The organism is Spirulina sp. LEGE 11439, from assembly GCF_059821285.1.
The window spans coordinates 1-25,312 of the sequence record NZ_JCAMRX010000003.1; the positions used below are offsets into that span (position 1 = coordinate 1).

At 44.6% G+C, this 25,312-nt stretch carries 24 protein-coding genes; 11 read left to right on the top strand and 13 right to left on the bottom strand.

Going from position 1 to position 25,312, the window contains the following annotated elements; genetic code table 11:
- Positions 1 to 53 precede the first annotated feature (53 nt).
- Positions 54 to 1,238: an NAD(P)H-quinone oxidoreductase subunit H gene (locus tag AC6RV6_RS02745; protein WP_500238782.1), complete on the bottom strand. Its 1,185-nt coding sequence runs from the start codon at positions 1,236 to 1,238 to the stop codon at positions 54 to 56.
- 226 nt (positions 1,239 to 1,464) lie between these two features.
- Between AC6RV6_RS02745 and AC6RV6_RS02750 the strand changes: the two genes are divergently transcribed.
- Complete coding sequence (locus AC6RV6_RS02750; protein WP_500238783.1) at positions 1,465 to 2,142, top strand: response regulator transcription factor; 678 nt, start codon at positions 1,465 to 1,467, stop codon at positions 2,140 to 2,142.
- Positions 2,143 to 2,156: 14 nt separating this feature from the next.
- Here the strand turns inward: AC6RV6_RS02750 and yddG are convergent, their stop codons facing one another.
- A complete protein-coding gene (gene yddG, locus AC6RV6_RS02755; protein ID WP_500238784.1) occupies positions 2,157 to 3,032 on the bottom strand; it encodes an aromatic amino acid exporter YddG in 876 nt (291 codons plus the stop codon).
- 58 nt (positions 3,033 to 3,090) lie between these two features.
- Here yddG and AC6RV6_RS02760 point away from each other — a divergent pair, with 58 nt between their 5' ends.
- On the top strand, positions 3,091 to 4,326 hold the full coding sequence (locus AC6RV6_RS02760) for an LL-diaminopimelate aminotransferase (RefSeq protein ID WP_500238785.1): 1,236 nt from the start codon (positions 3,091 to 3,093) through the stop codon (positions 4,324 to 4,326).
- Between the two features lie 49 nt (positions 4,327 to 4,375).
- Here AC6RV6_RS02760 and AC6RV6_RS02765 read toward each other — a convergent pair whose 3' ends face one another.
- Together AC6RV6_RS02765 and AC6RV6_RS02770 are read right to left on the bottom strand one after the other, a co-directional pair.
- Positions 4,376 to 5,263, bottom strand: coding sequence for a DUF4435 domain-containing protein (locus AC6RV6_RS02765; RefSeq protein WP_500238786.1), 888 nt, complete (start codon positions 5,261 to 5,263; stop codon positions 4,376 to 4,378).
- Complete coding sequence (locus AC6RV6_RS02770; protein ID WP_500238787.1) at positions 5,260 to 6,627, bottom strand: AAA family ATPase; 1,368 nt, start codon at positions 6,625 to 6,627, stop codon at positions 5,260 to 5,262. The genes AC6RV6_RS02765 and AC6RV6_RS02770 overlap by 4 nt, the downstream gene beginning before the upstream one ends.
- 237 nt (positions 6,628 to 6,864) lie before the next feature.
- On the opposite strand from AC6RV6_RS02770, the gene cbiB reads away from it, so the two are divergent.
- Positions 6,865 to 7,854 (top strand): adenosylcobinamide-phosphate synthase CbiB, encoded by a 990-nt coding sequence (gene cbiB, locus AC6RV6_RS02775; protein ID WP_500238788.1) that lies wholly within the window; start codon positions 6,865 to 6,867, stop codon positions 7,852 to 7,854.
- 37 nt (positions 7,855 to 7,891) lie between these two features.
- Positions 7,892 to 8,503, top strand: coding sequence for a CP12 domain-containing protein (locus AC6RV6_RS02780; protein ID WP_500238789.1), 612 nt, complete (start codon positions 7,892 to 7,894; stop codon positions 8,501 to 8,503).
- A gap of 49 nt (positions 8,504 to 8,552) precedes the next feature.
- Here AC6RV6_RS02780 and AC6RV6_RS02785 read toward each other — a convergent pair whose 3' ends face one another.
- The 7 genes from AC6RV6_RS02785 to petM all read right to left on the bottom strand — a co-directional run bounded on the left by AC6RV6_RS02785 (position 8,553) and on the right by petM (position 15,203).
- Positions 8,553 to 9,332 (bottom strand): class I SAM-dependent methyltransferase, encoded by a 780-nt coding sequence (locus AC6RV6_RS02785; RefSeq protein ID WP_500238790.1) that lies wholly within the window; start codon positions 9,330 to 9,332, stop codon positions 8,553 to 8,555.
- Positions 9,333 to 9,407: 75 nt separating this feature from the next.
- Positions 9,408 to 10,853, bottom strand: coding sequence for a phosphoglucomutase/phosphomannomutase family protein (locus tag AC6RV6_RS02790; RefSeq protein WP_500238972.1), 1,446 nt, complete (start codon positions 10,851 to 10,853; stop codon positions 9,408 to 9,410).
- Between the two features lie 139 nt (positions 10,854 to 10,992).
- Positions 10,993 to 13,167 carry an APC family permease gene (locus AC6RV6_RS02795; protein ID WP_500238791.1) on the bottom strand — a complete coding sequence of 725 codons (2,175 nt, stop codon included), beginning with the start codon at positions 13,165 to 13,167 and terminating at the stop codon, positions 10,993 to 10,995.
- Positions 13,168 to 13,330: 163 nt separating this feature from the next.
- Positions 13,331 to 13,537, bottom strand: a complete 207-nt coding sequence (locus AC6RV6_RS02800; RefSeq protein WP_500238792.1) for a glycogen debranching protein — start codon at positions 13,535 to 13,537, stop codon at positions 13,331 to 13,333.
- A gap of 111 nt (positions 13,538 to 13,648) precedes the next feature.
- Positions 13,649 to 14,569 carry a thylakoid membrane protein ThyD gene (gene thyD / locus AC6RV6_RS02805; protein ID WP_500238793.1) on the bottom strand — a complete coding sequence of 307 codons (921 nt, stop codon included), beginning with the start codon at positions 14,567 to 14,569 and terminating at the stop codon, positions 13,649 to 13,651.
- Positions 14,570 to 14,602: 33 nt separating this feature from the next.
- The gene (psb28, locus tag AC6RV6_RS02810) at positions 14,603 to 14,977 is read right to left on the bottom strand and encodes a photosystem II reaction center protein Psb28 (RefSeq protein ID WP_500238794.1); all 375 of its coding nucleotides are present in this window, start codon (positions 14,975 to 14,977) and stop codon (positions 14,603 to 14,605) included.
- A gap of 118 nt (positions 14,978 to 15,095) precedes the next feature.
- On the bottom strand, positions 15,096 to 15,203 hold the full coding sequence (gene petM / locus AC6RV6_RS02815; protein WP_500238795.1) for a cytochrome b6-f complex subunit PetM: 108 nt from the start codon (positions 15,201 to 15,203) through the stop codon (positions 15,096 to 15,098).
- Positions 15,204 to 15,288: 85 nt separating this feature from the next.
- Here petM and pdxA point away from each other — a divergent pair, with 85 nt between their 5' ends.
- The 5 genes from pdxA (at position 15,289) to AC6RV6_RS02840 (ending at position 20,282) form a co-directional block, all read left to right on the top strand.
- Positions 15,289 to 16,320, top strand: coding sequence for a 4-hydroxythreonine-4-phosphate dehydrogenase PdxA (pdxA, locus tag AC6RV6_RS02820; RefSeq protein ID WP_500238796.1), 1,032 nt, complete (start codon positions 15,289 to 15,291; stop codon positions 16,318 to 16,320).
- A 91-nt stretch (positions 16,321 to 16,411) separates the two neighbouring features.
- Positions 16,412 to 16,978: a signal peptidase I gene (gene lepB, locus AC6RV6_RS02825; protein WP_500238973.1), complete on the top strand. Its 567-nt coding sequence runs from the start codon at positions 16,412 to 16,414 to the stop codon at positions 16,976 to 16,978.
- Between the two features lie 215 nt (positions 16,979 to 17,193).
- A complete protein-coding gene (locus AC6RV6_RS02830) occupies positions 17,194 to 18,003 on the top strand; it encodes a COP23 domain-containing protein (RefSeq protein WP_500238797.1) in 810 nt (269 codons plus the stop codon).
- A gap of 482 nt (positions 18,004 to 18,485) precedes the next feature.
- A complete protein-coding gene (locus tag AC6RV6_RS02835) occupies positions 18,486 to 19,304 on the top strand; it encodes a DUF4114 domain-containing protein (protein ID WP_500238798.1) in 819 nt (272 codons plus the stop codon).
- 33 nt (positions 19,305 to 19,337) lie between these two features.
- Positions 19,338 to 20,282 carry a S66 peptidase family protein gene (locus tag AC6RV6_RS02840; protein ID WP_500238799.1) on the top strand — a complete coding sequence of 315 codons (945 nt, stop codon included), beginning with the start codon at positions 19,338 to 19,340 and terminating at the stop codon, positions 20,280 to 20,282.
- A 153-nt stretch (positions 20,283 to 20,435) separates the two neighbouring features.
- On the opposite strand, the gene AC6RV6_RS02845 is transcribed toward AC6RV6_RS02840, so the two are convergent.
- A complete protein-coding gene (locus AC6RV6_RS02845; RefSeq protein WP_500238800.1) occupies positions 20,436 to 20,753 on the bottom strand; it encodes a P-II family nitrogen regulator in 318 nt (105 codons plus the stop codon).
- 433 nt (positions 20,754 to 21,186) lie between these two features.
- On the opposite strand from AC6RV6_RS02845, the gene AC6RV6_RS02850 reads away from it, so the two are divergent.
- Complete coding sequence (locus tag AC6RV6_RS02850; protein ID WP_500238801.1) at positions 21,187 to 22,272, top strand: sodium-dependent bicarbonate transport family permease; 1,086 nt, start codon at positions 21,187 to 21,189, stop codon at positions 22,270 to 22,272.
- A gap of 204 nt (positions 22,273 to 22,476) precedes the next feature.
- On the opposite strand, the gene AC6RV6_RS02855 is transcribed toward AC6RV6_RS02850, so the two are convergent.
- Positions 22,477 to 23,370 (bottom strand): LysR family transcriptional regulator, encoded by an 894-nt coding sequence (locus AC6RV6_RS02855; RefSeq protein WP_500238802.1) that lies wholly within the window; start codon positions 23,368 to 23,370, stop codon positions 22,477 to 22,479.
- A gap of 152 nt (positions 23,371 to 23,522) precedes the next feature.
- On the opposite strand from AC6RV6_RS02855, the gene bicA reads away from it, so the two are divergent.
- Positions 23,523 to 25,277, top strand: a complete 1,755-nt coding sequence (gene bicA, locus AC6RV6_RS02860) for a bicarbonate transporter BicA (RefSeq protein ID WP_500238803.1) — start codon at positions 23,523 to 23,525, stop codon at positions 25,275 to 25,277.
- The last annotated feature ends 35 nt before the right edge of the window (positions 25,278 to 25,312 follow it).

Genomic DNA, 25,312 nt, shown 5'->3' on the forward strand with positions numbered 1-25,312 from the left:
GTGACTGGTGACTGGTGACTGGTGACTGGTGACTGGTGACTGGTGACTGGTGACTAGCGATCGACAGATCCTAGAATCACGTCAATACTACCGAGAATGACCACAATATCGGCAACTTTTACCCCTTTCAACAAGCGAGGCAAAATTTGTAAATTGTTAAAATCCGGGGCGCGAATCTTAAATCGCCACGGGAAAATATTATTATTACCAATAATAAAAACGCCCATTTCCCCTTTACCCGTTTCTAGGCGAACATAATGTTCTCCCTCGGGAATTTTAAAAGTCGGGGCAACTTTTTTGGCAATATACTGATAGTCAAAATCATTCCATTTTGATTTTTTCCCTTCCGCCATCCGCTTAGCTTCCAAATTTTCGTAAGGACCGCCGGGGATTCCCGTACAGGCTTGACGGATAATTTTCAAAGATTCGCGCATTTCTCGAACGCGGACGAGATATCGTGCAAAACAATCGCCCCCTGTTTCCCACTGTACATCCCAATCAAAGTCATCATAGCATTCATAATGGTCAACTTTTCGTAAGTCCCACTTGACCCCCGAGGCACGTAGCATCGGTCCTGACAAACTCCAATTAATAGCCTCTTCGCGAGTAATTGTTCCCACACCTTCCACACGACGGCGGAAAATTGGGTTATTTGTGATTAATTTTTCATATTCATCAATCGTAGGATCGAGGTAGTCACAGAAATCTAGGCACTTATCAATCCACCCATAAGGAAGATCGACAGCAACCCCACCAACGCGGAAATAATTGTTATTAATTAAGCGCGATCCTGAAGCTGCTTCCCAAAGATCGTAAATTAATTCTCGTTCTCGGAAGATATAAAAGAAGGGAGTTTGCGCCCCCACATCCGCGAGAAAGGGTCCCAACCAGAGTAAATGGTTGGCAATACGGTTGAGTTCCAGCATAATTACGCGGATGTATTGGGCGCGTTTGGGAACTTCAATATCCGCAAGTTTTTCGGGAGCATTGACGGTAATGGCTTCGTTGAACATTCCGGCTGCATAGTCCCAGCGACTCACATAAGGAACGTACATGACAGTGGTTCGACTCTCAGCGATTTTTTCCATCCCTCGATGGAGGTAGCCGATCACGGGTTCGCAGTCGAGTACGTCTTCGCCATCTAGGGTGACGATCAAGCGCAAAACGCCGTGGGTCGAGGGATGGTGAGGTCCCATGTTCAAGACCATGGGTTCGGTTCTAGTTTCTATCTGTGGCATAGATCGGCAATCTTCCCTCTATTTTCAGTGAATGGGTGCAGTGGCGGTTGGGATGGGGTTGAGGTTGCCCGATCGCGCACCGCTTCTAACGTTTTTTTACAGCTTTCCTGATTATAGGGGAATGGGGGGAATGAGTTGGAGGGGGATTTGAGATTTATTGCGATCGCGTCCTGCAAATCCGTCTAAAAATTAAGTTAATCTAGATTTATTGCCAGACTAAAGACCCGTGAAAATCCTACTTGTAGAAGATGACAATCGCATCGCCAAACCCTTAGCGGAAGAACTCCACCATCAAGGCTATGTTGTCGATTTGGCTGATGATGGAATGGAGGGTTGGGAATGTACTCAAATGGTGGAATACGACCTAATTTTATTGGATTTAATGCTGCCTCGCCTCGATGGGATTAGTTTGTGCAAGCGGTTGCGAAATGTTAGTTATAAAGGTTTTATTCTCATGCTGACTGCTCGGGATACGGTCAGTGATAAAATTATCGGCTTGGATGCTGGTGCCGACGATTACCTGATTAAACCTTTTGAATTAGAAGAATTGGCGGCACGCATTCGCGCTCTTTTGCGTCGTCCTCCAGAAATGCGATCGCCGGCTTTATCTTATGGAAAACTCGAACTCGATCCCCATCTTCATCTTGCCACTTATGCCGGACAGGATTTAACTTTAACTCCGAAAGAATTTTTGTTATTACGATGCTTTTTAGAATATCCCAAACAAGTTTTTACGAGAAGAAAATTATTGGAAAAACTATGGGAAATTGATAGTCTTTCTGGGGAAGGAACAATTAAAACTCATATCAATAATTTGCGTCAAAAAATTGAATCAACTGGTGGCAATCGGAAAATCATTAATACAGTTTATGGTGTCGGCTATCGTTTAGGAAAAGATGAATAATAACAATTCATAATTCAAAAATAATCTTTTGCTGCCAGAACTGCACCACCAAAAATCAATACACAAGCAAAAATAACCGATACGCTAGGTTCTGCTAAATTAAACAAAATTAATAATAAGGTTGAAAATAAAGGAACGCTATAAGACAATGCTCCTAATAGTTTGATATTCCCTTTTTTTACGCCATAATCCCATGTAAAAAATGCCAATCCTACGGGACCTAAGCCCAAGGCGAGAATTGCTAACCACTGTCCTCGAACTGGTAAAATTGTGATTTCAAACAAACCGTGACAGATCCATGCTAGAATTGCTGTTGCGCCGCAAAATCCGCCGACACTATGAGTCGGAATCGAACCAAATAATCGCGATAATACCGAATAAATTGACCAAGTAAAGGCACAAGTTAACGCCGCCAAATAACCGATCGCATATTGAGAATCAAAAGAGAAAGACTTACCTTTCGTGACTAACAATCCTGCTCCAATAAATCCCGCGATCGCACCGACAATATGAAACCATTTTAATTTCTCTCCCGGTAATAATGCTGAAAATAAAACAATCAGTAACGGCCATAAATAATTAATTAAGTTTGCATCAACAACGGGAGCATTTTGTAGAGCAAGGAAATAGAAGAAATGATAGCCAAATAAGCCAAAAATCCCCAAAATCCAAACTTTTAAGGGCAGTTTTAAGGCAGCAATAATATTAATCCCTTGTTTGAGCCAAAATGCCAAGGCGATCGCAAAGGCAACGGTAAAGGACATCGCAGTGAGTTGAAAAGGCGGTATATCGCCGCTTAAAGCCGTTAAAAGGGCAAGCGTTGACCACATTAAAATCGCAGTACAACCGATGAAAGTGGCTCGATCGCGATCGCTTTGTTGCTTAGACATGGTTTTACGGGTAGCCTGTGAGACAATTTAAAAAATTCTTTGTCACGATCGAACTGCAATGGTAACTGTTAACGATAACTATCTCAAACTCAAAGCCGGCTATCTCTTCCCGGAAATTGCCCGACGGGTGAAAGCCTTTGCTGCAGCTAACCCCGACGCACCGATTATTAAATTGGGGATCGGCGATGTCACGGAACCTTTACCCGCAGCCTGTCGCACTGCCATGATAAAAGCAGTGGAAGATATGAGCGATCGCGCTACATTCAAAGGATACGGCCCCGAACAAGGTTACGCTTGGTTGCGGGATAAAATCGCCTCCCACGACTTCCAAGCCCGAGGATGCGATATTGATGGGTCGGAAATTTTCGTTTCTGATGGGGCGAAATGCGATACGGGGAATATTCTCGATATTTTTGGTAAAGACAATGCGATCGCGGTTACGGATCCGGTTTATCCCGTTTATGTCGATACAAATGTAATGGTAGGGAATACGGGACCGGCCAATGATGCAGGGAAATATGAGGGTTTACTTTATCTGCCTATGACGGCGGAAAATAATTTTACCCCCGATCTTCCCACAGAAAAAGTAGACTTAATTTATCTGTGTTTTCCTAATAATCCTACGGGAGCAACGGCAAGTAAAGAAACCTTGAAAAAATGGGTAGATTATGCTAAAGAAAATAACGTGATTATTTTCTTTGATGCTGCCTATGAAGCCTTCATTACCGATGCAGAATTACCGCATTCTATTTATGAAATTGAAGGGGCAAAAGACTGCGCGATCGAGTTTCGTTCTTTCTCAAAAAATGCCGGTTTTACAGGGACTCGCTGTGCTTTTACTGTAGTGCCAAAATCTCTCACGGCTAAGGCATCCGATGGGTCTGATGTAGAGTTGCACAAGCTCTGGAATCGCCGTCAGTCTACGAAGTTTAACGGGGTTTCCTATATCGTACAACGAGGAGCCGAGGCAGTTTATTCCTCAGAAGGGCAGGCACAAATCAAAGGTTTAGTCAGTTTCTATTTAGAAAATGCTGCTATTATCCGGGAGAAATTGACAGCAATGGGTTTACAGGTTTATGGAGGTATTAATGCCCCTTATGTTTGGGTACAAACTCCTTCAGGTGTCACCAGTTGGGATTTCTTCGATAAGTTGTTAAAAGAGGCTTATGTGGTAGGAACTCCGGGTTCTGGTTTTGGGGCTGCGGGGGAAGGTTATTTCCGCATTTCTGCCTTTAATAGTCGGGAAAATGTGGAAGTTGCCATGCAGCGCATTGCGGAGAAATTAAAGGTTTAAATATTGGGTAGGTAGGATGAGTTTTGGCTTGTCCTACTTGCTATTTTAATTAAGCAGAATGCTGCAAAATTTGAAAAGGCTGATTGTTTGTTTCCCATGTACGAATATTGGCATACAGTTGCGTTTTTAGAAAGTAGATCTCTTCGTAAGAAAGCCGTAAAATTGGATCGAGACTCGTTTCTACAATTTTTTGAGTTTCTCTAGAAGCCTTTTTAGAGGTCAAAAGCTGAGCCTTTTGAGAACCAATTACTTCTTTCAGACTATAAAATAAAACTGCCATAAGATCGTGACCGCAGCAAATTTGCCAAGGATCGTAATCATTGCCTTTCTCTTCAATAATTCGGTTCTGTAAATCTTCATTTTTTAGGGCAAAATTTTGAGATTTCTTTTTTACTTCTTCAATTAATTCAATTTCGTTAACTCTCAAATCTTTTTTGATAAATTTACTAAAAGTGATTCCTCTAAAAGTTAAGTTTAAGCGATCGCATTGAGAAATCCAACGCAAATAACCGATCGCTATTCCTGCTTCAAGCAATATTGTTCTCACATCGCGATCGCATTTGGCAATTTTCTCCTCAGATCCAAATTCAGCAACAACTTTATTTAGTGCGGGAGATTCAATCAGCATGGTTTCGAGATCGTGGCTGTCGGTTCGGAGTAAATTGGGGCTATTATGGTAGGAAGGAGCAATGCGATCGAAGTCTGCATCGACAATGGCTAAAATTCCCGTTACTTGTCTTATTTCTAGAATGTTTAAAATTGCAATAACTTGTTCTTTTCCCTGAAAACAACGTATTTCACAAGCCGATTTGTCAATAAAGCGATTGTAGAACTTTTTATCCGAACCGGATTCAACTAAGAGAAATGTACCTGAAAAACTGCTGCGCTGCATTTGAATTGAATTCGCTTCACGATCGCTGTTTATAAACTCTCTCACGCTTTGACTCCTTTCAATTCAACGGTTAAATCCCAGCGATCGTGAATGATATCGGGTGAATGGGTTGCAATTAAAATATCTATATCTACCAGTTTAGTAATTTCTTGTAAGTCTTTTAAAAAATCTACTTGCCATCCTACATGAAGAGAGATTTCAGGTTCATCGATTAAGACTAAAGTATTAGGTTTAACTTTGAAAAGTAGTTCATAAAGTAAAACAATTTCATGTTGTTCACCAGATGAGAGATCGGTTGGAAAAATTTTCTCTGTATTAGTTAATAAAGAATTGCTATGTGTTGTAAATGTAAATCCTTTATTTTTATCAAAAACTATTTGTTTATAAGAATCCATCAGTTTGCTGTTAGTAATTTTTCTAAATACATTTATTTTCTGCCGTATTTCATTGAAAACACTTAGTTTCTGTTCCATGTCTTGAATATAAACTAATAATGTATTTTTGACACCCTCATCTATCGTATGAGGATGAATTTCAATATCTAAATCGTTGTCTTTATCTAATAGACCAATTTCAACAAGATGAGAACGAGTTTGTTCAAGTTTATCTAGTTTTTGAAAAACTTGTTCTTCGGTTAAACTTGGTAAATCAAGCGATTTTTGTCTATCGATTACTCTTGCAGGAAATGTGCGATCGAGAGATTGAGAAAGCTTCGCATAGTTTGTTAAATTATTCTGCATTCGATTGGCAAGATCGTTAGAACAAGCAAAGATACTCGGCAATGTCAAAAGAGATTGCTCTAAAGAAACATTGACTAAACGTTGTGAGTCTATAAAATGAACAGGAACACAATTTCGTAATCTAATTAACCAATCTGCATCTTTTTGCGATCTCATTATATTTGATGAAAACAAATGTTCAAAACGTTCTAAAACATCTTCTAAATCAAGAATTTCTCCTGTAGGAATATAACGCCAGCCTCTGAAAGCTCTAGATTTTTTGTAAGTAAAAGGTTCAAGACCAGGAATAGAATCTATAATATCATCGTCAAAGTCTCTCGTGGGAAAATAATTTCTTTTTTTAGGCTTAAAAATTTTAGGATTGGATTGATCGATAGGGTAAAACTCAAAAATCATATCTATTTTGGATTGTTTCGTATCTAAGATTTCATTTTTCTTTATTATTTCAACGTAACTTCCATTGTCAAATTTAATTTGAAAACTTTTAAAGGGAGTACGCCAGAAAATTGAATATTGAGAATTGAATAGTCCGCCGATCATTTTGAGAATTATTGTTTTCCCAAAACCATTAGGAGCATGAATAATTGTAATTCGCTCATCCATGTTCAATGGGATTGTACGATCAAAAATACCAAATAAGCCAGTGACAGAAATTTCTTTGATTCTCATAACATTTGAGTCCTAATGTGTTAGGATTTTGATCTAATTAGCATAGAAAATTTTCTATTTTCGTTATTTATGGAAATTAAAAGGTTATTTTGATAATGAGAGCCTCTTAGTAGCTTGCGATCCGCCGAGGATTGAAAATCCTCGTCTCATACAAGAAATCCATTGAAATGGATTGAGGATTCGATCGCTCGCAATTCTACTAAAATTTAATTTCACTCCCATTTTCTCATTATACTGGTGTTAGTTCGAGATTCTTCATTATTCATTCTACTTTTTGCCGCGCTACTCGATCGCCTCATCGGAGATCCGTGGAATTTCCCTCATCCTGTCCAAGTGATGGGGGCAATTATTCAATTTGCAACGCAATTTATTTTTAAACTTAATCCCAGCAAAAGCGTTAAACGGGTTTTAGGTATTTTCTTAGGAAGCGGGTTGATTTTTGGAAGCGCGATCGCAGGTTGGGCAATTGTTTTCACGGCTAATTTAATTCAGCCGCTTTTCGGAATTGCGATCGCGAGTATTCTCCTCGGTAGTTGTTTTGCCGGGCGCAGTTTGCGCGATGCCGCAATGGATGTTTTAGAGCCTTTAAGGGCAGGAAATATAGACCTTGCCCGAGAAAAATTAAGCCTGTATGTGGGACGAGAAACCGCTAATTTATCTGTAGTCGAAATTCTCCGCGCTATATTAGAAACTATTGCTGAAAATGCCACTGATGGCGTAACCGCTCCTCTATTTTATGCCATTGTCGGGCTATTCTTTCCCTTCGGTAGCGTTCCTCTCTGCTTGGCTTATAAAGCTGCCAGTACTCTCGATTCAATGATTGGTTATCTCCGAGAACCTTACACCGATATCGGCTGGTTTAGCGCCAAATTAGAAGATATTTTAACATGGCTGCCCTGTCGTTTCACCGTGCTGACGATCGCTCTTTTGTCTGGCAAACCGAGGCGAGTTTTAGCCCTCTGTCGTCGGGATGCACCTCAAGATCCCAGCCCCAATTCTGGCTGGAGTGAATGCGCTTATGCGGCAGCTTTGGGAGTGCAATTGGGAGGAGACAATATTTATCAAGGAATCGTGAAAAATAAACCTTTATTGGGAGAAAGCGATCGCGAAATATCCCCGGAAATAATCTTGGCGGCTTTAAACGTGATGCGAACCTGCTTTTTGTTAGGTTTAGGAGTTGCGATCGCTTTCTATACTTTGGGGCTTGTTCTTTCTGCCCATTCCTAGAACAATAACACTTGGCCTATTTTGAGGACAGACGAAAATGAAAGCATCGGATATTATGACAACAGAGGTTGCCACCATTCGCGGCTCTGCTACCGTCGCAGAAGCCGTGAAAATTATGAAAGAAAAAGGGTTGCGATCGCTAATAGTCTCCCGTCGCACTGACGAGGATGCTTATGGGATGGTAACGGAAACCGATATTGCCTATAAGGTTGCAGCCTATGGCAAAGATCCCAAAAATATTCGGGTTTATGAAATCATGACGAAACCCTGTATCTCCGTCAATCCCGATCTCGGGGTGGAATACGTTGCTCGCTTATTCGCCAATACGGGAATACGTCGCGCTCCCGTCATCAAAGAAAAGTTACTGGGCATTGTCTCGATTACAGATATTATTACCAAAAGTAATTTTGTCGAACAACCCAAAGAATTAACCTTAGAAGAGGAAATTACCAAGGCACGAGATGCCGCGCGATCGGTTTGTGCTGAAAAGGGTGCGACTTCTCCAGAATGCGCCTCTGCTTGGGATATTGTGGAAGAATTACAAGCAGAATTGGCTCATCAACGTGCTAAAAAGCCAGAACAAACCTATTTTGAAGAGTATTGCGAAGAAAATCCCGAAGCCTTCGAAGCCCGAGTTTACGATACTTAAATTCAATATTGAGCGATCGCTTCTCCTCTTTTTCTTAAAGCGATCGCTTTTATTGTTCATTGTTCATTGAAATGACTTCTTCTTTCGCTTTTAAACATTCAATACCAATTAAAATCGGGTAATCGAGAAAATCTTGCCAAAATTCTCTTCCTTTTTCCTCAATTCCTTCTGGAGAGACGATAATTTGATGCCATTGAATTTCCGCAAACCCCACTTCTTGTAAAACTTCTTCGTAAGTTGCACGACTGAAATAGTAATTATCAAAGTGAACATTTTTGCCATCATCAGCCGTTTTTAAAGTAAAAGCGATCGCATCTCCTTCATGCAGGAAAAGAGGACATCGCCAAGACAATCCGTACTTTTTTAAGCGCGAACACCCTTCGCGAATAAAACGATCGTTGGTATTGATACTAACAAAACGCCCATCCGGTTTGAGATTGATAAATATTGTCTGACACATTTGTAATAGTTGCGATCGCGTTTGTGCGTAGGCTAATAAATAGGAAGAAACAACGCGATCGAATTCTCCAATTTTACCCAGTTTAAGCGCATCCTTAACGAGATACTCAATCCCCAAAGGATGCTCTTTTTCCCGTTCTCGTGCCAGTTCGATCATTTTGGCGGAAATATCTACTCCGATTACCCGATAAGCTCCTCTTGCTTTAAATTGTCGGGTATACAGCCCATCCCCACAAGCCAGATCGAGCACCGATCGCCCAGTAATATCCCCAAGGATTTGTAAAAAGTTATATTCTTCAATATGAAAACGGTAGGGATTAGCTTGGGTTTTCACGTACAATTTAGCAATGCGATCGTAATGAGCAGGCATTTCAAAGAGCAATTAACAATTAATAATTAACAATTAACATACCTCTGATTTTTAGAAAAAATGTTAATTGCTGCTCTAAATTGCTGAATTTGCCCAATCTTTTGCCCAATTTAAAGTTTTCTTGACTCTCGCATCATCTGCTGCTTCGCAATAAAGCCGCAAAACCGGTTCTGTGCCGCTAAATCGTACCAGTAACCAACTTCCATCCGCTAAACGGAATTTGTAGCCATCAATGGTCAAACAATCGGTTACTGCTTGTCCGGCAACTTCTTTGGGGGTATCAGTTTGCAGGAGTGCGATGAGTTTTCCGCGTTCTTCCATACTGGCGAGGGGGAGATCGATGCGATCGTATGTCGAGTTAAAATTCGCCCGTGCCTGTAAGTCTGCATATATATTCTCAATGTCCCGCCCGGATTCCACCACTGCTTCAAGGACGTAAAGCGCCGATAGTAAAGCATCTCGTTCGGGAATGTGGGTGCCGTAACCGATTCCTCCCGACTCTTCCCCTCCGAGGAGAACTTCGGCCGATAGCATTCGATCGGCAATATATTTATACCCGATCGCAGTCTCGTACAAGGGAATATTATAAGATTCTGCTAAGCGAGGAATCAGATCGGAACCGCTAATCGTTTTAACGATCTCTCCTTTAAATCCTTTGCGCTGGGATAAGTGTTCGATGAGAATGGGAATGAGAATTTGCGAACTGTGAAAATTGCCCGCCCCATCGACTGCGGCAATGCGATCGCTATCCCCATCAAAGACAAATCCCACGCGAATCTCGTCTTTTCCTTCCCGTGCTGCCTCGCGAATAACACCGAAGAGTTTCGGGATATATTTGGGGAGAGGTTCCGGTGCGCCCCCCGCAAAGAGGGGATCGCGATCGCCATTAATTTCCTCAATTTCTACCCCTAACAACCGCTTCAATCCTGTCGCTGCCGCACCGTGCATGACATCGGCAAAAACGCGGATTTTGCCGGAAGCGATGGCATTCGCGATTTTAGCAATATTGACCTTGGCGCGTAATTCCGTACAATAACTCTCCCACGGATCGAAATATGTCAATTTTCCCGATGTTTTCCCCACTACAAAACCGCGAGGAATTAAATCCTCAATTTTTTGAGTGATCTCTTTTGTAACCGAGCCCCCAAATGCTCCTTTTACTTTTAATCCCAAATAGCCCGCCGGATTGTGACTGGCCGTGAGAACTAATGCGCCTAAAGCATTTTGTTGTTTCGCTGCCCATGATAACGCGGGGGTAGGAGCGTAATTATCGGCGAGGAGGACATCAAAACCCGCTTCTCGTACTGCTTCTGCTACAGCTTTAGCAAAAGATTCTGCCATAAAACGGCGATCGTAGCCCACAGCAATTAAGTTACTGCCCGTTGTCTTGCCGAAATTTTCAGCCAAAACTTCCGCCGCAATTGGAGCGACTAAAGTGACTCGCTCAAAAGTGAAATCGGCAGCAATTAAACCGCGCCAGCCGTCGGTTCCAAAGGTAATGGGTTTGGGGGTAAAAGGCATGGGAATTTTGCGATCGCAGCTATTTTTTCTGCCCTCGATTGTAACCCAAACCGGGAGTGAACTCACGGTAAATTCCGTATGAGGACGAATTTCTGGCGGATGAAACGCTAAAACTCTATTCCGTGAAAATTCTTTCTCATCAGGTTGATTCTCCTAATACTTCCTCAAAGGCAAAATCTGGGGCGGCGAGAACGAATAGAGTGGTCGGGAGTCCGGTAACGCCAGCTTGTAATTTCTCATAATAAGTGGTAAAAGAATTATCTTTTGGGGTTGCCATGCCTAACAAGACGAGATCGGCATTAATAGAAGAACTGTGAAGAATTTCGTTAAAAGAGCGCCCTTCCGCAATCAGAACTTGGGGTAAAGCCGCAATGCGTAATTTAGCAATTAACTCTTCTAAATTAGTTTGTGCGGCTTCGGCGGCGGCGCGATCGGGAACGACTAAATTCAAATAAATTTTCGCTTTGCGCCAACTAATATTTTTACATAATAAATAAGCCAGTAAAAGCATTAAACTCCCATTAGCCTGCAATCCTCCCCACCAAATATCGATGCGCGATCGCTCGCCAAATCCGCGATCGCCATTTTCTCGTAAAATGACAATACTGCGTTTGGCTCTGTGAATATCGCGAATCATCTGACAGTAGCGATCGCGAATGTCCGCATTTTCACTATCTCCCAAAACAATTGTATTAGGAACGATGGCACCCAGCCCATAAGTCTCGACCAAGCGATACGCCCCTTCAAATGTATTGGCTGCAGTGACCACCCGGACTAATGCCTGTACCCCACGACGTTCGAGATAATCAACTAACGTGCGCTCTAATTCTGTTTGTTGTGCGAGATCTCGCGATCCGCTAGGTAGAACGCTGGAAACGGTTATTAATCCTCGGTTGTGGGTAAATCCGTCGGCGAGTTCGATCAACGACCAACGCTTGCGTGGAATGCCGGAAAGCACGAGAATGTGAGGTCGCCAGTTTTTCGTATCTTCTTCGTGGCGAATTTGCAAAATCCCGATCCTCAGCAACTCCATCCACAGCCCTCGCCGCACATCTCCCCATGTTGTTACCAATTCTCGCTGTTGTAGCCAAAAATAGATGCTCAAGACGATCGCAGCAGCGATAACCGTTGCCACGGCATTAATGAGAAACATGACGGCTAAACACCCCGCCGCCCCGAGGAGAGAAAGGCTCCAATGGACGCGGAAGGTAGGGCGAAAAGAAGGGCTTTGCAAGAGTCCTTCGATGCCGGCAGAAACATTTAAGACTAGGTAAGTGGTGAGAAAAAACATGGTTAATATCGGGGCAATTAAATTGAGATCCCCGAGACAAACTGCCGCGATCGCCACCCCGAGAGTCACGGCGGTACCGATGCGCGGTTCGTCTTCTTTGCCGCTTCCTTGTCCCAAAATGTTCATCCAAGGAGGCAAAACCCCATCTCGTGCCAAAGCCTGCAATACTCGCGGCGCACCTAAAATACTGCCGAGGGCGCTACTCAACGTTGCCCCCCAAACTCCCCATAAAATCGTCGGACTCCAAAATGCCATCTGTTTCATAATCAAGGAATCTGCAATCAGAGTGGCGGCATCGGCACGGGTTGCGAGGATGAGAGGTAAGCCCATATAAATGAGATAACCCGTACCTACGGCGGCTAAGGTGCCGATGGGAATAGATTTGGTGGGATCTCGCAAATCTCCCGATAAAGAAACTCCTGCCATAATGCCCGTAACGGCGGGGAAAAAGACGGCAAACACGACCCAGAATGATTCCCCCTCTCCATTCCACCATTCGATCGCCGTGGGTTCTACGGGTTGGCCGAAGAAAAGCGAGATGAGAGAGAGGACGATCGCCGCCATGATGAAATATTGGGCGCGAATGGCGAGACTGGCGGAGGTAAACGCTAAAAAGGCGACGAAAATCGTCGTGATCAGGGCGACGTAGGTTTGATTGAGGGCGGGAAAGGTTTTGACGATACTTTCGGCAAAGCCGATGGTATAAAGGGCGACGGATAAGGCTTGGGCAAAATAAAGGGGAATGCCCACCGCACCACCTGTTTCAATGCCTAGCGATCGACTGATCATGTAATAAGCCCCTCCCACTCTGACCACGCGATCGGTGGCGATCGCGCTCACGGAAAGGGCGGTGAGCAAAGTAATTGAGGTCGAAAGCGTGACGATCGCGAGAGTTCCTAATAACCCCACATTGCCCACGACCCAGCCGAAGCGCAGGTACATGATCACCCCTAAAATGGTCAAGATGGAGGGGGTATAGACTCCTCCAAAAGTTCCCAAGCCTGTCTGTTTTGCTTCGGTCATTTCAATGAACAATGAGCAATGAACAATGAGCAATCAGTAATTATTCATTCTCGATTACCCATCTCATTGAATTTTAGGGCATTAATGGGTAATTTATAGCAACGAAAAATAAACCTTTCAGCAGAGCTTCAGGATAAGCAATTATTGATGAGCAATGAGCAATCTAGCTTAATTTTAGGGCATTAACGGGAACATCATCCCAAGATTCTACTGTTCGCAAGCGGGCCAGCCAGCCTTCTGATTTTTGTTGTTGAGAAAGATTGCTGGCAAAAGATTCGTGACAGGCTTTTGCTTGCTCTTCATTGCAACAAGCAATACAAGCATGAATCATACCTGATGGATCGATTTGTTCGTTTACCCAAATTGTCATTGCAGTTATCAGTTATCAGTTATCAGTTATCAGTTCCGACCGCTAAAGCGGGAGGCTTGAGACCTTATTATTTTTGTCATTTCAGCGAACAGCGAACAGTGAATAAGATATCTAAATTAGAATTTCTTGTAGGGCAGATTTAACCGTAGAATATTGATAGTTAAATTCTAAGGCTTCCACGGCTTTCGGTTGGACTTGCTGACCTTCCAAAACGACGATCGCGCCGTCTCCTAAGAGCGTTTCAATGGCAAAACTGGGAACGGGAAGCCAAGAAGGACGGTTCAAGACTTCTCCGAATGTTTGGCAAAATTCTTCCATGCGAACGGGATTTGGGGCTGTGGCATTATAAACGCCGACAATTTCAGGCTGCGAGATCGCTTCTACAATGAGATTAACCACATCTTCTCGATGAATCCAAGAAAACCACTGTTTGCCTGTGCCAATGGGGCCCCCCATAAAGAGTTTAAAAGGGGTTAACATTTTAGCGATCGCGCCACCATTGCCTAAAACAATTCCCAATCTCAGGATAACCAAACGGACATTATTTTCCTTAACTTTTTCGGCTTCCGCTTCCCATTTTTGGCAAATTTCGGAGAGAAAATCATCTCCCGATGGGCTATTTTCGTCAAATTTTTCAGTTTCGCTGGTCCCATAATACCCAATTGCTGAAGCATTAATTAAAACTTGAGGCTTGGGATTAGCTTTCGCGATCGCTTCGACAATTTTTTGCGTCCCGATCTGGCGACTTTCTAACATTTCTCGCTTGCGATCGCTCGTCCATCGCCCTTCCGCAAGAGATTCTCCCGCTAAATTGACGACCGCATCGCAGCCAGCAATTTTCTCTTGCCAATCTCCCGATTGTTTGGGCGTATAAGTCACAACTTCGAGATTAGGAAAAACAGCAGTAGGAAACATTTTCTTTGCACGTTCTTCATTGCGCGTCAAAATCAGAATATTTTCCTTTTTCTCCTTTAGTTTTTCTACCAAACGACTGCCCACAAATCCCGTTCCACCTGTAATTGCAATTTTCATAATTAAGAATTATTAATTGTTCGTGTTTACTGTTTACTGTTCGCTGTCCTGATAACCCATATCATTTGCTTCAGCATAGCGATTGAGAAAGCGCATTAATCGTTCCCAATGATCGTCGCGATCGATGTCGATTTGACATTCTACCCCCATGAGATCGTCGCCATCATCGCCACCGTAGCGAATTTTAACCGAACTGGGAGTCACATTAATTTCGCCTTCAGAATCCACCAATCTTAATGTTCCAGTCGCTTTTTTGGTATAACTATTTAATACATCTAAAGCCTGCAATTGACGAAAAAACATTAAAACATTACGAATACCTGTTTCTTTGCCTTGTCGTAATCTAACATTCGTTAATTCTTCAGAAATCCCTTGGAAAAATTCTATGGATGGTTTTATGTCAGACATGGTTGATAATATAGGTTGATAATATGGGAATAAATATTGAGAAAGGGAAGGAACGATCGATAATATATTTCAGAAATATATTTTTCGCTCTTCCGTTCCCATTGGCAACAGTTTAATTTTATTCTCCACCTTGGAGTTTAAGGATAAAAAATCCTAAAACCAAACCCACAAGAATGAGAGAAAATGATAGTAAACCAGCATTGATCATTAGATCGTTAGCAGTCATTCGTGATTCTCCTTAAGCGATCGCAAAATTTTTAATCAATCAAAGAGTATTGTAAAACACGGAAGTCTCAAAACCAAATTAAACCGTGGAATTCAAACCCTCTCTCGCTATTACCCTAGGAGACCCTGCCGGAATTGGCACGGAGGTCGTGCTGAAAGCCTTAGCAGACCCTGCAATTTATGAAAAATATCAAATTTGTCTGATTGGGACAAAGACGCTATTAAACTCTACTTATCGACATTTGCGGGCAGTAGGCGTGGAAGAGTTAGCCGATCCGGAAGGATTTCCGCTCCTTGAAGTGCCTTGCGATCGCGCTCTCATCAAATGGGGTCAAGGCAATGTTGCAAGCGGTGCCGCCAGTTTTGCCTATTTAGAAACCGCCATCGATCGCACTCTTGCCGGAGAATTTCAAGGCATTGTCACGGCTCCCATTGCCAAATCTCTTTGGCAAGCAGCAGGATATAATTATCCGGGGCAAACTGAAGTACTGGCAGCAAAAGCCGGATGCGATCGCTACGGGATGTTATTTGCAGCACGATCGCCCCACAGCCATTATTCATTAATCGTACTTTTAGCCACCACTCACATTCCTTTGTGCCAAGTCCCCACAGCCTTGAACTCAGAGTTACTGCACTGGAAGTTAGATTTATTAATTGATTGTCTTAAAATTGACTTTGGTATTGACAATCCTTGTATTGCCATCTCTGGATTAAATCCTCATAGTGGCGAATCCGGACAATTGGGAACAGAAGAGCAAGATTGGCTCATCCCTTGGCTGGAAAAAGAGCGACGCGATCGCCCTCAAATTCAACTAATCGGACCAGTTCCTCCCGATACCCTTTGGGTGCAACCCGGGCGATCGTGGTATAGCGGTGCCACGAGTTCAATTGATGCTTATCTGGCGTTGTATCACGATCAAGGACTCATCCCCGTGAAATTAATGGCCTTCGATCGCGCCATTAATACAACCATTGGCTTACCCTTTATTCGTACCTCTCCCGATCACGGCACCGCCTTTGATATTGCTGGCAAAGGGATCGCCGATGCAACCAGTATGAAAGCCGCGATCGCCCTAGCGGCAGAACTAGCAACCCAAAGAAAGAATGCCCAGAGATAATGATATTCTAACTTCAACCCTCCCCCTTAAAGCGCAGGGAGGTTCTATTCATTGCTCATTGTTCATTGAAATGACTTCTCCCGAAAAGAATATAGACGAAAAAGAAGAATCCAGCCCCTCACAACCGACCCATTGGCGCAAATTGCTTTGGGAAAACCTGCAAGTTATCGCGATCGCCTTAATCCTCGTTGTAATCATTCGCACCTTTATCGCCGAACCCCGCTACATTCCCTCAGATTCCATGTATCCGACCCTGCACGTCGGCGATCGCGTCGTGGTAGAAAAGCTCTCGCATTATTTTCGCCCCATTCAACGGGGAGATATTCTCGTGTTTAGCCCTCCCGCTTTCCTACAAAAACAAGGGTATACCGTCGATCAAGCCTTTATTAAACGAACGATCGCCACACCCCAAGAAAAAGTCGAAATTCACGACGGCCTCGTCTACATCGACGATCGCCCCTTACAAGAAGATTACATTGCCGCTCCCCCTCATTATCGCCTACTACCCGCACAAGTTCCCGATCGCGCCCTATTTATGATGGGAGACAACCGCAACAATAGCAATGATTCCCACATTTGGGGCTTTTTGCCAGAAAATAACGAGATCGGTCGTGCTGTATTCCGGTTTTGGCCGCCCGATCGCATCGGTTTATTATGACGGGAATACCGAGGATGGGAACACGGACAAGGAGAAAATCGTCGTGTTTTTGGGACTTGCTCTACCAATATCACGAATCTCTTAATCTCAAAAGTGTCTTTCTACTTTTGACTTAAAAAAGGGTTTTCCAGCCTCTACCCGAACCCGAGTTCATTGTTCGTTGTTCATTGCAATGACTCATTATTTTTTATTCCCAAACTCACGATCTTAAACCCATGAGCAATTCAACTTCAATTCTCAAAGGAATCGGCTTTTCCCTCACGACTCTTGCTCTGTTAATGAGTGGCAACGCCTTCGCTTTTTCTTCTGTCGTCGGAGAATCCCCAGAAGTTCCCTTTCTGCAAATTGCTGAACTCGACTCCGCAGAAACCGACTCCGAAGAAACCGCAGAAGATTCTTCCTCAGATACGGAAGAAGAAGCGGTTAGCACGGATAACTCCCCTCGGTTTGCTTGTGAAATGAATGAAGGCGCACCGACAGTCATGTACTCCCCCAAAGAGCAAGAAGATTCTTATCCTTGGGCAGTTCCTCAAGCTTTGGGAGGGGGATGGACTCCGCAAAAACGGTGCGAGGTTATTGCCCAACGTCTCGAACAATATCGCCCCGATGGGTTGGTGGAATTGCAAAACTCCACGGAAAATAACTATGATGTTGTTTGCGTCACCACAGAAAAAGATCCCTCCTGTCGCATTGTCTTAACCGTACCTCCCGGACAAAGTTCCGAGATCGTGCGCGATCGCGTTTTTGAAAATCTTACCCTTGCCGATGGTGGAGAATCGACTCAAGGAGTGGCCACATTTGCAGAAGGCAATTCTCCCAACGATATTCTCGAACAATTGGGGCAACTGGGAAATATTTTGAACACGGGAAATACATCTTCTAGTGGCAATATTCGCTTGACTTCTCCTGGGGCAATTAATTTAAAACCTTTTCTCGCCCCTTCTGATGGGGGGACGGGTTCGAGTTTGCATCGTTTGGGCAATCATCGCCCCGGGCGATCGCTCAATCCCGATCGCTTCCGTTAAAAGCAGAGGAAAATTAAAAATTTGAACCGTAGGGGTATTGCGAAAATACCCCTACATTTTTTTTGAGGTCTGAGATCCCCACTGTGTCTCGCTTTGCCAAGATCGCAAAAAAGTTTTTCCCAAAAAGTGCATAATCTCCACACAATCCACCCCAGAGAAAATATACCCATCTGAATGGAGCGCAAACTCGCTACTATCCGTAAGAATATTTATTGTCAAGATCGTTTGAGATCGGTATAGATACCGATCTCAAACGATCTTAAAAGTCGTGAAATATCTGGCAAGCTGATAATCAGAGTTAAGAAATGAATGCAGCGCATCTCAACTTATGAATCTCGCGTTGCAGAAGCATCTTTAGCATTTGTCGATGAGGTCATTAAAATTGCCTTTTGACAGTCGGACGAAATCGTTTGACGGTCAAGACTGTGCTGTCTTGATGAACCCGATCGCTTTTGCTTTTGTCCTCCTATCAGATCTCCGTCATGAATTTCTTGCAGCGTATTTGGCAAAACCTACAGCAACAATTTTTCAGTCAGTCCCAACAAGCTCGAAAGTTTAAAATCTTGATTCTCGAACCCATTTTAACCCCCAGTTATCTATTCGGCTTGGATTTTGGCAGCGATAGCGATTTTGGACGCGATCGCCATTTTCAAGGAGAAATCGAGAGAGACTATCTCGATAATCGCGATCTCGAAGACTGCGATTTTGCTGAATATCCGATGTTAGGGACGGAATTCGATAAGAGCGAAGCTGCCACTTCCGAGTTTTTAGCGGGGTTCTTCACGGTGGACGATACTGGGGAAATCAAGATCGATTTTCTTTTTGATGGCGGCACCTACCAAGGAGAAGTGGCGCTCTTTAGTTTGGATGGGATGGATGAGTTTATTTTGGGATCTCAAGCCTTTATTCAAGCAGCGGCCTTGCGTGGTGCGAGTCAATCGCAATTTGGCTATACTCTGACTCACGATCGCTTGAAAACTGCCTCGGAAGATATCGAGAGGGGCACGCAAACTTTAACCCTGCAACCCGGCGATCGCTTTGGTCTCATGTTCGTTCCCAAGGGGACAGTCGAAGATATTCTCACCGATCCTCAACTGGAAAACACATCGCGTCCCTTATTCTCCCTCGCAACGGAGAATCTGCACTGGGGCCAAATCATCGATCTGACGGGAGAGGGAGATACGTTTATGCTGCAAAACTTGCAACTCGAGGGCGAATTGGAGGGAGATTTAATTTTTAAAGTGTGCGGGGCAATGGGAAAAGCCCCGACAATGGATGAGTTGCTCGATTCAATGTCTTAATATCAATAAGGTATAGGTAAAAAAGACAAATCGATGCAAGTTAACTGTCACAATGCGAATGTCAAAATCTCGTTACCACCATGCTTACAACCGGGAGATTTACTGAGGATTGTCTCTCCCAGTGGAAATTTGAAAGAGCGCGATCGCTTTCAACTCGGCGTGGATATTTGGCGCGATCGCGGCTATCGTCTGGAATATACCAAACATTGGAATCATTGCTACGGTTATCTTGCTGGAACAGACGAACAACGCCGTCACAGCCTTGCCGAGTCATGGTTCGATCCAGAATGCAAGGGAATTCTCTGTTCTCGTGGAGGTTATGGGAGCATGCGCTTATTAGAACACTGGAATTGGCATCATTATCAGTCACCAGTCACCAGTCACCAGTCACCAGTTAGCAAGTGGTTAATTGGGTTTTCGGATATTACCGGACTATTGTGGAGTTTAATGCGAGAACAGATGGGCGGTGGGGTTCATGCTCCTGTATTAACGACTTTAGCCGCAGAGCCGGATTGGTCGCAAAAAAGACTCTTCGATCTTTTGGAAGGTCGCCCCATTGACCCGATCGCAGGACAAGGGTGGGGAGGTGGAAAAACTCGCGGGATATTGTTACCCGCTAATCTAACCGTCGCGACGCATTTATTGGGAACAAATTGCCAACCCGTGTTAGAGAATGTAATTTTGGCTTTAGAAGATGTGGCAGAATCCCCCTATCGTCTCGATCGCATGCTCACTCAATGGCGACTTCTCGGTGTATTTCAAGGGGTTGTCGGCATTGCTTTGGGTCGTTTCTCTCAGTGTGAAGGCAATCCGGGAGATTGGACCGTAGAAGAGATGTTGCGCGATCGCCTTGCAGATTTGGGCATTCCGATTGTTTCCGATTTGCCTTTCGGTCACGATGGTGTTAATGCTGCTCTCCCCGTGGGAGTAATGGCAGAATTAGACGGCGATCGCGGCATGCTTACAATTATCAGTTAACAGTTATTAGAGCGTGCATCAGTTAAGCCAAATAACAAAAGCAGCTTGGATTGCTTAAATCTAGCTCTCTTGAATCTCTCAAATGTCATCACAAAAACGAGATTCCCAGTGTTTGAAATCTTATTGCCAAAATGAGATTGCTGGGTTTTTTGGTCAGAACTTGTGCGCGTGCAGTACCTCCATCACGTCACAGAGATAGGCGATGCCCGAATAATTGTCGAAAAACTGCGCTGCGACCTCATCCGAAATCTTCACGGCCATCTCCCGATTGGGAGTAAGCACCTCGAACTTTATATTTGCGTAGGTTTCGGAAACGGTGGGTTGTCCCGACGAGCGAACGTTACGACTACCTTTACCACCAGCATCCACCACCGTATAACCGGTAGCCCCGGCTTCGTCGATGATCTTGGCGATCTTTTTCAGCAGCAACTTTTCTGTGACGATGACGAGCTTGCTGGCTTGCTGGGTCATATGGATTACCTCTTGATGCGTTTTGTTACGACAATTCAAGGCAAGACTCTATAGTTTTGCCCTTGAATCACATCTTTAAGTTTATGCCAAAGATCGGCGAATCCACTACCCTCTGTTGAGAAAGATTGACTCAGATTAACGGAAGTGTTTCATAAAAAAAACTTATCTTTGCTCAGCCGTTATCTCCGCGCCAGTTATCAAAAGCTCAGCTTATCAATCGGTTTAGATAATATATGATGATGAACTTTAGAGCTATAGCAAATTTAAGTATAAACTTAAGAATATCGTTCAGGGCAAAAGCATAGATTTTTGTCTATGGATTGACGGGTTGACTCGCTGCTCACCCGGATACGTGCAGCCAGCCATCCAAGATTCGAGGCCATGCTTGCCTGTCGTCCTGACCCCTAATATCTAATCAAGGAGGATTTACTACGTGGATTTTTTGTCCGATTTCTTGACACTCTTCCTCGCGAAGTTGCAATCCCCGACACTCGGCTTTCTGATTGGTGGTATGGTCGTTGCTGCCGTCAATAGCAGACTGGCAATTCCAGATGCGATCTATAAGTTCATCGTCTTCATGCTGCTCTTAAAAGTTGGCCTGAGCGGCGGCATTGCGATCCGCAATGCTAATCTGGCAGAGATGCTGTTGCCTGCGGTGTTCGCCATGATAACGGGGATTCTGATCGTGTTCATCGGGCGCTACACGTTGGCCAAGCTGCCGAAAGTCAAAACAGTGGATGCCATTGCGACTGCGGGCTTGTTTGGTGCCGTGAGTGGTTCTACCCTCGCCGCCGCCCTGACGCTACTGGAAACGGAAGGCGTTGAATACGAAGCCTGGGCCGCCGCACTCTATCCCTTCATGGACATCCCAGCCCTCGTGACGGCGATCGTCTTGGCCAGTGTTTATATCAGCAAGCAACGCGATACCGCAGACGAGGATCTCAGCAAGCAGGAGTATTTCGGCGAGCAGGGTATTACCGCACGCGGGTATCCCAAGCGCGATACCGCAGGCAAGCGGGTCAAAATATGGCCCATTGTGAAGGAAAGCCTCCAAGGATCTGCCCTATCGGCACTGCTGCTCGGCCTCGCTCTAGGCGTGCTGACCCGGCCGGAAAGTGTCTATGAGAGCTTCTTCAATCCCCTCTTCCGTGGCCTGCTTTCAATACTGATGCTGGTAATGGGTATGGAAGCCACCGCAAGGCTTGGCGAGCTGCGCAAGGTGGGTCAGTGGTACGCTCTATATGCTGCGGTGGGGCCACTGCTGCATGGGCTTATAGCCTTCGGTTTCGGCATGATTGCCCACGTCACCACGGGATTCAGCCCTGGCGGCGTTGTGCTCCTAGCCGTCATCGCCGCCTCCAGTTCAGATATCTCAGGGCCGCCCACTTTACGAGCTGGTATCCCGTCGGCCAATCCTTCCGCCTACATCGGCTCATCCACAGCCGTCGGCACGCCGGTTGCACTTGCCATCGGAATACCGCTCTTCATCGGCCTCGCCCAGGCGCTGATGGGCAGATGATCCCAGACAGGTCGCGATCTGCCGGTACTCCCCTGGCCCGGCAACCAACGCGGTGGCTATTTGACGTTCTCCTCCGCCTGTAGGCAGGAGGATTCATCGTTCGACGAGTCGCCGTTAGCCAACAGGGTTTCCCCAACCAAGAGGGCATCTCTCTCGATGCGTTTGTCTTGGTCAAAAAATAGCCTTAATCCGAACTAACGTTAGTTATAAGTTTTGACATTGCTCGAGGAGATACTCGAGAAATGTTTGCGCGATCGCTGAAAGCTGTTTGCTGCCGAGATAAGCGACATACCAATAGCGTTCGATGGGAAATTCGCGAACGTCTAAGATGGTTAATTCTCGTTGTAACTCATCGGGAAAAAGAGAGTGTTGGGAAAGAACAGAAATTCCCAATCCTCCTGCGATCGCCTGTTTAATCGCCTCATTACTGCCCAATTCCAACCGCACGCGCACGGAAACTTTATGCTTGCCAAATAACTCCTGCACTGCCCGTCTCGTACCCGATCCCGCCTCGCGAGAAATAAAAGGTTCTCCGTTCAATTGCTCAATGGGAATATTCTGCTTTTTGGCAAGAGGATGCTCTAATTTTGCCACCACCACTAAAGGATTGGGGAGAAACTTTTGCACTTGTAAGTCGATATCTTCCGGAGGATGGCTGAGGATGTAGAGATCGTCCTCGTTATGCGCCATACGTTGAATAATATGTTGATGGTTTGTGACTTGCAAAGAAATATCAATTTCGGGATAAGTGCCGCAGAATGCCCCCAACAATCTCGGGACAAAATATTTGGTGGTTGTCACGGCCGCCAAACGCAACTTTCCTCGCTTCATGCCCTTGAGATCCGCCACCTGCATCTCAAAATTATCGAGGCGATCGAACACATCCTTGCACGTTTCCACCAACGCTTCCCCTGCTTCAGTTAAATACAACTGTTTGCCAATTTGCTCGAATAAAGGCAACCCTACTGCCTTCGCTAAATGCTTAACCTGACTCGATACTGTCGGTTGCGTGATATTCAACTCATCCGCAGCCCGCGTGAAACTGCTGTGCCGTGCTACCGTAGCAAAAACCTTTAATTGATGTAGTGTTGCCTGCATGGATGACCTCCAACGCTTTATCTATAAGTCAATCTTGAAAATTAGACTAATTTTTTTAATTTAAACTTGAGTGTTATTGAGCGATCGCTGTTATGCTAATCATAGACTTAAATCAATGAATTTTCAAAAAACAATAATTTTTTCTCAATGTGATGTCCACATTAAACATTACCAATCAGATTCACTTTCGCAATATACGAGGCGACCTCTTCGGCGGACTCACCGCCGCCATTATCTCTCTGCCCATGGCTCTCGCCTTCGGGGTTGCCTCTGGAGCAGGTCCCGAGGCGGGACTGTGGGGAGCCGTTTGCGTGGGCTTCTTTGCTGCCTTGTTTGGCGGCACTCCCACTCTCATTTCCGAACCCACCGGACCCATGACCGTGGTGATGACTGCCGTAGTTGCCACCATGCAAGCCAATAATCCCGAAAACGGCCTAGCCATGGCCTTTACCGTCGTGATGCTGGCGGGACTTTTTCAAATTATTTTCGGGGCATTGCGGTTGGGGAAATATGTCACCCTCATGCCTTATACCGTCATTTCCGGGTTTATGTCCGGGATCGGGTTAATCCTCATCATTTTGCAAATCGCTCCTTTTCTCGGACAGGCAGGTCCAAAAGGTGGGGTTTTGGGTGCCATAACTGGGCTTCCAGACTTATTAGCCAATTTCAATCCGATCGAAACTATTTTAGGGGTTTTGACGGTTGCACTAATTTTCTTCACGCCTTCTCGCTTAAAAAAAATCTGTCCGCCGCAATTACTGGCCTTAGTCTTGGGAACAGTTGTTTCTCTTGTTTTCTTCAATGATGTAGAAATTCGTCGCATTGGGGAAATTGCGATGGGACTGCCTCAACTGCAACTCCCAACTTTTAGCATTGACCAGATCAATATCATGATTGTCGATGGTGTCGTTTTGGGGATGTTGGGTTGTATTGACTCTCTTTTAACGTCGGTAATTGCTGATAGTTTGACCCAAACTCAACACAATTCTGATAAAGAATTAATCGGTCAAGGAATTGGTAATATTGTTTCGGGTTTATGCGGTGGTTTACCCGGTGCCGGGGCGACAATGGGAACTGTTGTTAATATTCAAACTGGTGGACGCTCGGCATTATCGGGACTGACTCGTGCGGGAATTTTATTTATCGCTGTCATGGGAGCCGGTACTTTAACTCGCCAAATTCCTCTCGCTGTTTTGGCAGGAATTGCCTTAAAAGTGGGCATCGATATTATTGATTGGAAATTCCTCCGCCGCGCCCACAAACTCTCCATACGTGCTGCTGCAATCATGTATGCCGTCATGTTATTAACTGTCTTTGTGGACTTAATTATGGCAGTGGGTTTGGGAGTTTTCGTTGCCAATATGCTCACGATTAAGCGCTTGGCAGATATTCAAGCCGACCGGGTTAAATCAATTGATGCACCTACCGGAGAAGTTCTCGCCGATCCCGAAGCCAAACAGCTATTTCGAGCTGCAAAAGGCAAAATTTTGTTAATGCACCTCGGTGGTCCGATGAGTTTTGGGGCAGCCAAAGCAATTACTCAACGGCAGTCTATTCTCGATAATTATGAAGTGCTGTTGATTGATTTAATCGATGTTCCTTTGTTGGGGGTAACGGCAACCCTTGCCTTAGAAAAAACCGTTGATGCTGCTTACGATAAAGCCCTGGATGTTTTTGTGGTTGGGGCAGAAGGAAAGGTTCAGAAACGCTTGCAACGATTCAATATTTTAGACCGCATTCCTCGGGAAAACCACGTGGCTACGCGAGTCGAAGCCTTGCGAATCGCCTTGGCAAAACTGGAGGCCAATCATCCCGATCTTGCCAACCAAATTCACACCTCAGAAATTGACCCTTTAGATTCTGAAGAATCTGAAGATCCTGCGATCGCTAAAATAGGCAAAGAATAACTCATTTCACAAAATCAGCGATCGCTAAAATCTAA